Annotated in this window: 11 protein-coding genes; all 11 read right to left on the reverse strand. The window is 51.1% G+C overall.

Going from position 1 to position 12,261, the window contains the following annotated elements; all coding sequences use genetic code 11:
• Positions 1-51: 51 nt before the first annotated feature.
• Positions 52-2,559, reverse strand: a complete 2,508-nt coding sequence (locus NDK47_RS18480; RefSeq protein ID WP_251871248.1) for a peptidoglycan D,D-transpeptidase FtsI family protein — start codon at positions 2,557-2,559, stop codon at positions 52-54.
• Between the two features lie 42 nt (positions 2,560-2,601).
• Positions 2,602-3,126 carry a rod shape-determining protein MreD gene (gene mreD / locus NDK47_RS18485; RefSeq protein WP_251871249.1) on the reverse strand — a complete coding sequence of 175 codons (525 nt, stop codon included), beginning with the start codon at positions 3,124-3,126 and terminating at the stop codon, positions 2,602-2,604.
• Positions 3,126-4,058 (reverse strand): rod shape-determining protein MreC, encoded by a 933-nt coding sequence (gene mreC, locus NDK47_RS18490; protein ID WP_251871250.1) that lies wholly within the window; start codon positions 4,056-4,058, stop codon positions 3,126-3,128. Before mreC ends, mreD begins: the two co-directional genes overlap by 1 nt.
• Before the next feature lie 14 nt (positions 4,059-4,072).
• Positions 4,073-5,116: a rod shape-determining protein gene (locus NDK47_RS18495; protein ID WP_251871251.1), complete on the reverse strand. Its 1,044-nt coding sequence runs from the start codon at positions 5,114-5,116 to the stop codon at positions 4,073-4,075.
• Positions 5,117-5,184: 68 nt separating this feature from the next.
• Positions 5,185-5,883 carry a RadC family protein gene (radC, locus tag NDK47_RS18500; RefSeq protein ID WP_251871252.1) on the reverse strand — a complete coding sequence of 233 codons (699 nt, stop codon included), beginning with the start codon at positions 5,881-5,883 and terminating at the stop codon, positions 5,185-5,187.
• A 104-nt stretch (positions 5,884-5,987) separates the two neighbouring features.
• Positions 5,988-6,572 (reverse strand): Maf family protein, encoded by a 585-nt coding sequence (locus NDK47_RS18505; protein WP_251871253.1) that lies wholly within the window; start codon positions 6,570-6,572, stop codon positions 5,988-5,990.
• Between the two features lie 10 nt (positions 6,573-6,582).
• Complete coding sequence (locus tag NDK47_RS18510) at positions 6,583-6,825, reverse strand: DUF4321 domain-containing protein (RefSeq protein ID WP_251871254.1); 243 nt, start codon at positions 6,823-6,825, stop codon at positions 6,583-6,585.
• A 162-nt stretch (positions 6,826-6,987) separates the two neighbouring features.
• A complete protein-coding gene (locus tag NDK47_RS18515) occupies positions 6,988-8,202 on the reverse strand; it encodes a hypothetical protein (protein WP_251871255.1) in 1,215 nt (404 codons plus the stop codon).
• Positions 8,203-8,283: 81 nt separating this feature from the next.
• Complete coding sequence (locus NDK47_RS18520) at positions 8,284-9,282, reverse strand: ketoacyl-ACP synthase III (RefSeq protein ID WP_305883342.1); 999 nt, start codon at positions 9,280-9,282, stop codon at positions 8,284-8,286.
• Positions 9,283-9,477: 195 nt separating this feature from the next.
• Complete coding sequence (gene murC / locus NDK47_RS18525; RefSeq protein ID WP_251871256.1) at positions 9,478-10,860, reverse strand: UDP-N-acetylmuramate--L-alanine ligase; 1,383 nt, start codon at positions 10,858-10,860, stop codon at positions 9,478-9,480.
• A gap of 1 nt (position 10,861) precedes the next feature.
• Positions 10,862-12,232 (reverse strand): bifunctional folylpolyglutamate synthase/dihydrofolate synthase, encoded by a 1,371-nt coding sequence (locus NDK47_RS18530; protein ID WP_251871257.1) that lies wholly within the window; start codon positions 12,230-12,232, stop codon positions 10,862-10,864.
• Positions 12,233-12,261: the final 29 nt, after the last annotated feature.

The raw sequence follows: 12,261 nt of genomic DNA on the forward strand, positions 1-12,261 counted from the left end.
ATTCCTGCTCTGCGTGAAAAAATTGCCGAAACAGGTCGGTCTTCAGGCCTATTATTGTCCTGAAGACCCGTGAGATACAGTAGAAGAAACGGAGGTAGCCGGTTGTTCAGTCTCAGATGTAGATGTTGCACCCGCAGGAGGAGCTGGAGAGAGGACACCCGGGAATAATTCATTGTAAGTTTGCAGCAAGCGGCGAGCCACATGACCGGTCGCATCGGAGCTGGAGGTGCCGTCCCGCAAGCTATTCGGGGCGACGACCACGAAAGCGATCTGCGGATTTTCATAGGGAGCATACCCCATCAGTACCGCATTCTCCGCCTTTCTCCCGGTTTGAGCCGTACCTGTTTTGGCTGCGACCGTGAACGGCAGACCGGTAAACATCCGGGAAGCCGTACCGCCCGGCTGGGTAACAAGTCGCATCCCTTCCTGAACTACCTTGATATATTTGGGATCGATATCTACCCGGTTCAATACCTGCGGTTCAATCACAGAAAGGGTTTTCCCTGCTTGCTTGGGATCAGTGGTGCCGCTGCGGATTTCTTTGACCAGATGCGGCCGCATCCGGTAGCCGCCGTTGGCAATCGTGGAAACGTACTGCCCGAGCTGCATCGGAGTATAGCTGTCGTACTGCCCGATCAGGGCGTCCGCCAGGTTTCCGTATTGCTTATAAGGGTTGGGCATGCCTGTTCTCTCACCCGACAAGTCGACACCTGTCTTGACGCCCAAACCAAACTGGGAACTGTAATAGCGGAGTAGAGAGAACTGCTCCGGCAGTTTGGAAATCCAATCCTTCCCCGGACGTTTCGCCAACCGCACCGCCATTTCGTACATATAGGTGTTATTGGACACCTTCAAAGCTGTCCGCGCGTTCACCGGACCATGACCGCCCGGCTTCCAGTTCCTCTTGTAAGAGGTTCCTATATCCAGTCCGCCTCGGTCATACACCGTTTCGTTGGGATTGGTCAGCCCTTCTTGAAGGGCAATCATGACCGACAGCGGCTTGAACGTGGAAGCCGGAGGGTATGCTGCATTGATAAAGTGGTTTAATTCATTTGGCAGAATCTCTGTTGAGTATCTTTTGTTAAACTCTTTTCGGTCATAATACAGGTTCAAATCGTAGTCAGGGTAGCTGGCCATCGCCAGAATTTCGCCTGTTTTGGGATTCAGTACAAGCACATGTGCGTCTTTGAACTCTTTGGGCGTACTCGGCAGTTTCTTGAATGCTTCTACTTCTTCTTTCAAGATCGCTTCTACCTTGCTCTGGAATCGCCAATCCAGCGAGAGTACCAGATCATTGCCCGGCTCAGCGGGACGTCGCAGGTTCCGCTCCAGTGTCTCGGAGTTTTTATTGACGTGCACTTCCTCGATTCCGTCTTTCCCTCTCAGGTAACGCTCATAGTAGCTCTCCAAGCCGGATACGCCGACGCGATCAACAGGGTTATAGCCTTGAGCCAGGTATTCCTTCAGGTTTTCTGGGCGAATCGCGTTGGTATAGCCCAAAATATGTGTGCCGAAAGCCGATTTGTCGGGGTCCCTGAAGATCTCCCGGACGGGCTCCAGCACCACCGCGATCCCTGGCAAATCCGACAGCCGCTCCTCAATCTGGAATCGCTCGTTCTCGCTGATGTTCACCTTCACCCGGCGCGGGATATAGCTGGGTAGATGAGCGGAGCGCATTTCTTTGAGCAAAGAGAGTTTATGCCATTGAAACTGTCGTTGCTGCTCTGTCAAATTCAAATTGACTTCCAGACCGAACAGAGATGCATAACGCAGTAAATCCATATCCGACTTCTTCTGCAATTCATCTGGAGAAGGCAGCTTGGCGAGCTGGAACTTGACCTCTTTGGTTAAATCCGTGCGGTCGTCTTTGTCCAACGTCAGGTTCAATTCCATATTGGCAGAAATCGCATTTTTCAAGAGCTCGGTATCGGACATTCCGTCAAACGCTAAAGACTGCCCGGGAGCATTCAGCTTCGTCTTCAACATGCTCATTACTTTTTCCCGCTCGATGTTGTCGAAGGGATTGCGGACACGAAGGCCCACGTACAAGGCTGTTTTGACCAGCTCGTAATCTGTCATGCTGTCCAACTGGGATGGTTTGGGCAGCTTATGCAGCTTGGGTACCAGCCTGCCGATCAACGCTTGTGTTTCCTGGCGGTTAAAGGAGACCGGCAAGGTAGAGTTCAGTTCAATCGTTGTTTTCAATAATTCTTCGTCCGTGCCCATTTTATCGACGTCCATGGACAGAATTCTGGCTAAGCGGTCAGCCACTTGCTCTTCGTCGATGTCTTGCCCCTGCTCTTCCACGTACGTGATCGTATAAACCGGTTTGTTTGAAACCAGCACGACCCCGTTCGAATCCAGTATCCGGCCGCGGGGAGCAGATATCGGAAGCTCGCGAATACTGTATTTTTCCAATTGATGCCGATATTGTTCTCCTTCAACCAACTGGACATAGGCCAGTCGAAGAATAATCGCCACAAAAAAAAGAAACACAACGACAAACAGAATGTTTAATCGCACCGGAATATGAGATTTCAGTTCCTTTTTTTCATCCACGACTGCTCTCCTCCTTCCCGGATAATGCGTCCATTTGGCTTTTTACTCCAACGGAACATCTCGTTTTGCATTCACTGCTTGGCATAAATTTTTCATAGGAACGTAAATCAACAGGGCAAAAAACACATTGAGAGCAACCGTTGGCAAAATTTGCCGATTGAGCATCCAATGAACGTCATACGGCGCCGTTGCGAAAAGCCGATGAATGCTGTACAGCAGCCATTCATGGCCGAACAGAATCAAGCAACAGGTGACCATGATCATCGCAAAACCGCGTTGGAACAAAAGCACGATCAGCCCTGCAAAATAACTGGCGACCATCATCGTTACCAAGTACAGACCGACGACCTGTCCGTACAGCACATCGTGAAGAAGCCCGATGGCCAGACCGTAGTACAGCCCTTCCCTCCTGCCCAGGAACATGGAAATCAGAAGCGTTCCCACAAGTGCAAAGCGGGGTACTGCCATCCAGGACAGACCCCAAGAGGAAGGTGATACGAACTGAATCACTGTACCTTCAAGTATAAATAACAGCAGCAGCGTCAGCGTCAACAGGAAGCGTGACATTATTTCCCTCCCTGAGAAGCTGGGGGCTGTTCCGGCTGGGTTGGTACCATCTCTCCGGAGGGTGAAAACGTAAAGTCCCTCTCAACCACCATCACTTCGTTTAATTGGGAAAAGTCTGCGCTCGGCTGAATGTAAGCAGTCTGGGTCAAGCCGTAGTCATCCGGCTCTGTTCGCACGACGTAACCAATCGGCAGGTTGGGGGGAATCACACCGCCAAGACCCGAAGAGACAACCTGCTGATTTGCTTCAATCTTCTGTCCCCACGCAATTTTTCGCATGACTAAAAGCCGTTCCTGTGCATTGTATTCTTCAATCACTCCGCTGATATTCTGATAGGTCGTTCCGCCATTGGCAGTAGGGACTTTCACTTGAATATAAGCAGAGATGTGATTCCGCCGCTCATAGCTAGTCAACAGCTCGACGGTAGAAGAAAAGTTCGAGACGCTCTGTATCCGTCCGATCAAGCCCTTGGCAGTCATCACGGCCATATCTTTTTTAATACCCTGTTTTAATCCCTTGTCGATTGTAATCGTGTTATTCCATGTATCCGGATTTCGAGCGACTGTTTCGGCGACTCGAAGCTGAAACGATTTAACCAGGCTATCCCGTGTATTCAAAAGCTCCCGCAAACGGTCATTTTCTGCTTTCAGTTCGTGAATTTCCGCTGTTGTTCTTGTATATTGATCAAGACTTGCTTTCAGCGTCCGATTTTCTTCGTAAACATTGTAAGCATCGCCAACTCCCTGAAAAAAGCCGGAAACAGCCTGGGCAGGGCGATAAAAAATACCCTGCACCACGCTGAATGTATCCTTTAAGAACATCTCCGGCCAGCTGAGTTTAGACCGTTCCCGGGACGTGAAGCCCACAATAGTAATGAGCAAAACCAGGCCCACAAGGACAATAATCAGTCGCTTATTCCCGAAAAACGACATGACGCAACCTCCGTTTATCTACCGCGTTTTTGCCGGGAAGAGGTGATACCGTGCTTTGATTTGAACAAATGAAGGTTCTCCAGGGCACGGCCGGTTCCGACTGCTACACAATCCAGAGCGTTTTCAGCAACGTGAACGGGCATGCCGGTTTCCTTGCTCAAGAGACGATCCATATTGCGCAGCAAAGCCCCGCCACCGGTCAGTACGATTCCTCTATCCATGATGTCCGCTGCCAGTTCAGGCGGACTTTTTTCCAATGTTACTTTCACGGCTTCGACAATGGCAGTTACGGTCTCAGCCAATGCTTCTGCAACCTCTGTACTGCTCACACTGATTGTTTTCGGCAAGCCGGTCACAAGGTCGCGGCCGCGAATCTCCACAGACTCGGGCTCATCCGGGGCAATGGCAGAGCCAATTTCCAGCTTGAGCGTCTCCGAGCTTCGTTCACCGATCATGAGATTGTACTTTCGTTTGATGTATTGAACGATTGCTTCGTCCATCTCATCACCGGCTACGCGAATAGAACGAGCCGTAACAATCCCGCCGAGCGAGATAATCGCGACTTCAGTCGTACCTCCGCCGATATCAACGACCATGCTGCCAGTCGGTTCCCATACAGGCAGGTCTGCTCCGATCGCGGCCGCAAACGGCTCTTCGATCGTAAAGGCTTCTTTGGCTCCTGCTTGTTTGGTCGCATCTTCTACAGCCCGCTTTTCTACAGCAGTGATCCCTGAAGGAACACAGACCATCACATTAGGCCGGCGACTGAACAAGCCTTGATTCTTTTGCGCCTGATTAATAAAGTATCTCATCATCGTAGCAGTCGTTTCAAAGTCCGCAATCACGCCGTCCTTCATTGGACGAACGGCAACGATATTCCCCGGCGTACGGCCGATCATATTCTTTGCAGCATTACCGACTGCTTCGATTGTATTCGTATCTGTACGGATCGCCACAACGGACGGTTCGCGAACAACAATTCCTTTTCCTTTTGCATAAACAAGTGTATTGGCAGTGCCAAGGTCAATCCCCATGTCACGAGAAAATCCACCAAACATAGAAAAACTCCTTCCGCTAAGTTCCAATTGCTCGTAAGTAGTGTGAGTAGTTAGCGAAACAGCGGGGATTAGAGATATCCCTGCTCCTTCAGGCTGACATAGCTGCCATCGCCAATAATGACATGATCCAGCAAGGAGATACCGATCAGCTCGCCAGCCTCTTTCAGAGTCCGCGTCACTGCAATATCCTCCCTGCTAGGCGTCGGATCGCCGCTGGGATGATTATGTAAGCAGATGACCGAAGCACTGCTGCGTTTGATCGCCTCTTTGAATACTTCCCGCGGGTGGACGATGGATGCATCGAGACTGCCGACAAAAATCGTCTGCTTTCCGATCACCTGATTTTTCGTGTTCAGAAACAGGCAGACAAAATGCTCCTGTGTCAGATGCCTGAGCTCGTGCTGCATCAGGTTTGCAACATCTCGAGGCAGTCGGATCGTCGTCCGCTGATTTCGAGAAAACTCCAAAACCCGCCGTCCCAGTTCAAACGATGCCTGTAATTCAATCGCCTTTACTGGACCGATCCCTTTGATATCTGTCAGCTCAGCATGAGAGGCTTGTGCCAATCCGCCGATATCGCCGAAGGTGGCTAACAAGCGCTGCGCCAGTTGAAAAGCTGTCTCTTTTTCTCTTCCCGTACGAAGCATAATGGCGATCAGTTCTGCATCCGATAGGTAAGCTGCTCCCTCCCGAAGCAGTCTTTCCCTTGGACGGTCATAATAAGGGACGTTTTTCATGTGTATTTTGTTACACTTTTCATGCGCCATTTTTTACCGCCTCCATCTCTCATCGGATAGGATGATAGCAGAAACGGCTGGCAGCGATGGGTCCCCGAAGATGTACGGCCGTCGCCGCTTTTTTTATATGCTCGTTACAGCAGGGAAATTCCGAAACGAGAAAGCATATCTGCCGTCAGCCGAAGTGGCAAACCGACAACGGTAAAATAATCGCCGGCGATGCTTTCAACCAAGGTGGCACCAATCCCTTGAATGGCGTAAGAGCCAGCCTTGTCCATCGGCTCTCCAGTCCGGATATAAGCGAGGATCTCCCGCTCGGTCAACGACCGAATCCTAACCTGTGTCTTGCTGTGATTCAGTTCGACACGCCCTGTTTTCGCATCAATCAGGGCTACTCCACTGTATACGACGTGTTCCCTTCCCTGGAGGGAGGTGAGCATCTGAAATGCATGCTCTTCGTCAGTGGGCTTGCCCAAAATGACGCCGTCCAAAACCACCACCGTATCAGAGCCGAGAACGACTCCTTCCTCCACCTTTTCAGCTACTGTCTTTGCTTTTCGATAAGCAAGCTGTTCTACTACTTCTTGTGGAGAAAGATCAGGTTCTGTAGACTCATCTACATCACTCGTGATCACGGTGAAGCTAAGTCCGATTGTCTGCAGGAGCTCGCGTCGACGCGGAGATGAGGAGGCCAAAATAAGAGTTGTACTTGATTTCATGTCGTTCTCCCTACTTCATTCTGCGATATATCCAAAATGCGAGGGCGAGCCCTCCAATACTAGCCAGATTTAGTTTTACCTGAAAGGTCAGGTCGTACTTCAAAATCTCTAAATCGGCTGCAGGTGACCATGTTATCAGTTTACTCTTCGTCAGAAAAGGGACCCACGGCCCTAATATCTCTCCCAAAATGCTTCCACACAGCAAACCGGAGATTAAAAGAAACAATAGCGTAAGCGTTTCTTTCCCCTTCATGAAAAGCTCCACTCCCTGTTGTAAGGGATTCTATTTTTGCCAACCATAAGTGTAGCAAATGAAACCTCGCGAAACAATCCCTGTAATGCCCTTGGTAATAACTGTACAAAAAGAATAGAACTCCAGCAAGAAATTAACCGGAGTTCTGACACATCCTCTGTTTTATCCTTCGTTTTCAATCTGCGCCACCCAATCCGAGTAGGATTCCCAAAACTGAAGCACACCAGCCTGAACTTGCCACGCATATGATTCCGCACTGTTTTGCTTTTGTCCAGCCATCGATTCCTGCATCTTGTCATGCGCGGCCATCCCCTGGTTGATTCCGTTCATCATCCCCGTAAACAGCGGTTGCCATTTTTCTGGTGTCTGGAGTGTGCGGCTTTCCTCCAGGAAACGGCGGTGCTGCTCTTTTAGATCAGCATCCGACACCTTTGAAACAGAAGGCTGGCCCGAGCTTGCAACCATGCCCGATTGCAGGGAGAGCGCTTTAGTGATTTTCCATCCGTTTTGCAAAAAGCTGTTCAAATCAGGTGCTTTTTCACCAGCAGCTCCCCCGTTTACTGCGATTTCCTTGTTCAGTCCGGGGATCGTCATTTCTTTCACATAGACGTCTATCCCTTTTTGTTTCAGACTGCTGGCAAAGCCAAGAACAGCATTCCGATCAGGGGTGCCGGCCGCGATGAGGAATTGCTTGCCGCTCTCTTTGTACAACAGGTGAGGAAAACCAGCGTCCTTCAGTGGAGCTACAGCCGCCTCCCTAGGCACCTCCAGCTGAAATGCGCCAGCCTGAGCGACAAACAAACGCTCCTCAGGCAGATTTACCTTCACCGCTGCGACAGACGCTTGGATCTGCCCTGACACCGGCTTGTTCTCTCCTTCTTTTGCTGTTGACGGTGTTTTCACTTCGCTCGATTGTGCTGTCAGGGTGTTTACCGTATCGCTCAAAACCGTTTGATAGGATTGGTTAAGCTGCTCCTGGTTGAAGACGGCCAGCACCACAAAGCCAAAAAACAGACCGATGGCCACCGCTCCTCCGGTTGTCAGCAGCGTTTTGACCCAGCCCTGGCTGTGGACCCAATCAGGCACGACCAGGCGTGCTCTGCTACGGGGACCACCAATAGTGTCCCGGTTTTCCTCTGCGGGCAGAATCTGATCCATCCACGGCTCCGGCGTATCGATCTCAGCCTTGCTCCGCAGTTGAGCGAGCCTCGACCAAGCATCCCCTTCCCTCGCCTGTTTGGTTACCGGAGTTTGCTTGGCCACTGTATTCCAGCGAATCGGCTGAGACACGCTCTTTTCTCTCTCAGCTCGCTGCTGATTCCAGTGCTCTCCGTTCAGCTTCACCTTCACTTTGCTGCTCTTTCTTTCCCCGTTCACCCCAAACGCCTCCTCTACCCAGGCTACTTTCTACAAGCATACGCCTGAGAGGGACAGGTTATGACTTGGGCGTGAAGGGTATTACAAAGGTTTCGACGGATTCCAGTCAAGCAGGAGTCCGGCGTGAACCAGTCCGCCTCCAAAGCCGTATACCAGGATCGTATCCCCCGGCTTCAGCTTGCCCTCTTTGATGCCCTTGTTCCATGCCAGCGGGATTGACGCTGCCGATGTATTTCCGAAGTACTCCATGCTGTACAGTGTTTTTTCCAATGGGAAGCCGCTTTTCTCACAAATCGATTCGATCATTCGCAGATTCGCACTGTGTGGGATAAACCAGTCTACATCGTCAAGCGTATAACCCGCTTTCTCGACGACTGCTTTCATTCCTTTCGGGATCGTGGTTGCCGCCCATTTGTAAACCTCACGTCCGTTTTGTACGATACACCCGCCTCCGGTCAACACGTGTTCGCCCATTTTTTGGGACAGGCCGGAACGATAGACGTGAATGCCCCCCTCACCCTTCGTTCCCAAATGTGCAGAGAGAAAGGATGGCTGGTCTGCATCCGCTTCCACCAGGACAGCGCCAGCTCCATCACCAAAAAGAATGCACGTGCTGCGATCTGTATAATCGGTTACCTTTGACATCGTCTCTGTGGCGACGACCAGGACTTTGCGATGCAGACCTGCGCTGATCATCCCGTCTGCCACATGCAGGGCATAAGCAAAGCCGGCACAAGTGGCATTGAGATCAAGAGCTCCCGCATGGGTCATTTCAAAATGAGCTTGCAGCTTGCTCGCCACACTGGGAAAGGGATAGTCGGGAGTCGTCGTCGCCACCAAGATCAGATCGACGTCTGCCAGCTCTTTTTGCCAATCCTGCCGCAGGTTTTCTACAGCTTCAATGGCCAAGTCACTGCTGTATTGGTCCTCGGCTGCGATTCTTCTCTCGTGCATCCCCGTTCGCTGGACAATCCATTCATCTGACGTATCTACGAGCTTTTCCAAATCCGTATTGGTTAAAATGCGCTCGGGTACATACGTACCGATCGCTGTAATCCGCGCCGTTGATATTCGCTTCATCAGGCTGAGCCCCTTCCCTTTTTATTACTAGATATTAGTACCTGGTACTAATTATAAGGATTTGTCCTCGCTTTGACAATACAAAATCCACTGCGTGGTGATCCCGTTTTTCTTAGAATCTCCAAAAGTGGGCATCTTTGCACAGCAAAAAAGCCCGGACATCGCATCCGGGCTTTCTTCATCCAGTCGTATTCGTTATTTCTCCAGTTGATCTGCTAACCAGCGCGCTGATTTCCAAATATCTCCTGCACCCATTGTCAGCACGAGATCCCCCGGCTTCAGAGACTGGACAAGATGATCCTGCACCAGTTCCTTTGTGGGGATATACTGCGCGCGGGGATGACTGTTCGTACGGATTTTCTCCACCAGAACTTCTGCTGTCACACCTTCAATCCGCGCTTCGCCTGCTGGCGAATAGATATCTGTAATAATGACCTCGTCTGCTTCCCCGAAGGCTCTGCTAAACTCGTCCATGAGGAAGAAGGTACGTGTGTAGCGTTGGGGCTGGAAAACCGCGATAACGCGACGTCCTGATGCTCTCGCTCCGTTCAGGGTCGCCATGATTTCCGTTGGGTGGTGCGCGTAGTCATCGACTACCAATATGTCGCGCGCTTCGCCAATTATCTGGAAACGGCGTTTTGCTCCGCTAAATGTGAGAAAGGCGGCAGCAATCTGATTAAAGCTGAGGCCAGCCTCCAGGCAAACGACAATCGCAGCCAGAGCGTTGGAAATATTATGAGTCCCCGGCACATAGAGGGTCAGTTCCCCCAACCGTACATCTTGATGATAGACCTGGCATCGGGTCTGCCGGTCACCGCAAACGATATCCCTGGCGCAGAAATCAGCGTTGTCGATGTACGCGGGTTGAATCGCATAGGTTACTACGCCCTCCGAAACGCCTTCCATCAATTCACGAATATGTTCATCATCCAGAGAGAGAATCGCTTTCCCCCCCGGCTTCAAATGACTGAGGAATTTGGCATACGCTCGCTTCAGGTTGGCAAAATTCCCGTCAAAATGCTCCAGATGATCGGGCTCGATATTGGTTACCACTTCATAGACGGGCTGGTATTCCAGAAACGAGCCGTCGCTTTCGTCTGCTTCCGCGATGACAAAGTCACTTTTTCCCGCTTTTGCATTGGTCCCTGCACTCATCAGCTCACCGCCGATAATAAACGTGGGATCAACACCGCAGACTTCCAGCACATGTGCAATCATAGACGTTGTCGTAGTTTTCCCATGGGCGCCCGCAACAGCTACCCCTGTCCGCTCATTTAAAATACTGGCCAACATCTTGGAGCGATGCATCACCGGAATCCCTAATTCCATTGCTGCTATCACTTCGGGATTATCCGGTGAAATACTCGTGGAATACACTAATTTATCGCACCCTCTGACATGTGATGCGTCATGCCCTATATGCACGATGGCTCCTCGCTGTTCCAGTTTTCTCGCAAGGTCGTTCATGGCGACATCGGAGCCGGTTACCTTGTATCCAAGGTCGATCAAGACGCGGGCAATGGCACTCATACCATAACCGCCTATACCCACAAAGTGGACGTGTTGGGCCTGATCCACCCTATTCACCTGCCTCTTCTACAGTAGTGGGAAAGAATGTACGCACTTGGGCGATGAAATAGAGCGAACCGCAGACAACCAACCAGTCGTCGCCGTTTGCTGTTCGGTTGTCCTCCACCCAAGAAGCAATAAACTGCCGCCAGTCGGAGACAAGTTCCATTTGCTCCTCGTCCCAGCCACCCGTCAAGAATGCGTCATACAGATGACTGGTTTCCGCTGCGCGAGGGAAGTCAAACGATGTCAGTCGAACGGTTTCTACTTTTGTCTGCAATCCTCTCAGCGCTTGTGCCATGCTCGACAGCGGTTTGTCAGCCAGCCCGGAAAACAGCACATGTAGGCGTGTGCCGGGCGATGCCAAGCTGTTCAAGCTGGCAACCAGCGCTTCAATTCCTTCCTGATTATGTGCCCCATCCAGCAAGACCATTGGCCGCTCTGAGACTACCTCTAGACGTCCCGGCCAGCGAGTTTGTTGCAAGCCTCTCGCAATTTCTTTTTCCTCCAGGAGATAAGAGAAGAACTCTCGCAGTACGTCGATAGTCATTAGAGCAAGAGCTGCATTTTCTGCCTGATGCGGGCCGTTCAGGGAAAGACGGTAATCTGTTTCCCCACGCCTGAACAGGCTGCGGTAGCGAATGACCTGCTCTCCCACATGCTCCTGAAGCTGCTCCACTTCAAATTGTGAACCTATGCGGTACACAGTACTGCGCGACCGGTCAGCCGCCTCCTGAAGGACGGCAAGTACCTCTTCCCGTTTTTCACCGGTAATCACAGGAACACCCGGTTTGATGATCCCCGCCTTTTCCCGGGCAATCTCTGCCAAACTTCCTCCCAACACGTCCATGTGATCCATTCCTATGTTCGTGATGACCGTGGCAATCGGGATAACGACGTTGGTCGAGTCAAGCCGTCCTCCCAATCCCGTTTCCCAGACCACAACTGCCGGTCTCGTGACATTGGCAAAATACAGGATAGCGATCAACGTGATCACTTCAAATTCAGTTGGAGAGCCGTAAGCCGTTTCTGACTCACAGCGCTCAACCAACTGCTTTGCCTCCCTGACCAAATCTACCAGGTGATCTTCTGGTATCATCGCTCCGTTGTAGCGGATTCTTTCCCGGAAATCGATCAGATAAGGAGAAGTAAACGTACCCACGCTGTACCCCGCCTCTAACAGCATCTGACTGATATAGGAACAGGTTGACCCTTTCCCGTTCGTGCCAGCAACGTGAACAAAAGCCAGTCGGCGCTCAGGATGGCCTACCTGCTGCAGCATCCACTTTATCCGCTCCAGTCCTGGTCTTTGTCCGAACCGAAGCAATCCGTGGAGCCAGTCTAATGCTTCTTTGTACGCACCCATACCTTCAGTTTTCATGCCGCATTGCTCCATTCTCAAATTATGCA

Source organism: Brevibacillus ruminantium, from assembly GCF_023746555.1.
GTDB lineage: Bacteria > Bacillota > Bacilli > Brevibacillales > Brevibacillaceae > Brevibacillus > Brevibacillus ruminantium.

Coding starts and splice junctions, on each gene's coding strand:
- NDK47_RS18505 (WP_251871253.1), bottom strand. CDS start 6,572: ATGAAATCAAGTACAACTCTTATTTTGGCCTCCTCATCTCCGCGTCGA.
- mreD (WP_251871249.1), bottom strand. CDS start 3,126: ATGTCACGCTTCCTGTTGACGCTGACGCTGCTGCTGTTATTTATACTT.
- radC (WP_251871252.1), bottom strand. CDS start 5,883: ATGGCGCATGAAAAGTGTAACAAAATACACATGAAAAACGTCCCTTAT.
- mreC (WP_251871250.1), bottom strand. CDS start 4,058: ATGTCGTTTTTCGGGAATAAGCGACTGATTATTGTCCTTGTGGGCCTG.
- NDK47_RS18530 (WP_251871257.1), bottom strand. CDS start 12,232: ATGAAAACTGAAGGTATGGGTGCGTACAAAGAAGCATTAGACTGGCTC.
- NDK47_RS18510 (WP_251871254.1), bottom strand. CDS start 6,825: ATGAAGGGGAAAGAAACGCTTACGCTATTGTTTCTTTTAATCTCCGGT.
- NDK47_RS18495 (WP_251871251.1), bottom strand. CDS start 5,116: ATGTTTGGTGGATTTTCTCGTGACATGGGGATTGACCTTGGCACTGCC.
- NDK47_RS18520 (WP_305883342.1), bottom strand. CDS start 9,282: ATGAAGCGAATATCAACGGCGCGGATTACAGCGATCGGTACGTATGTA.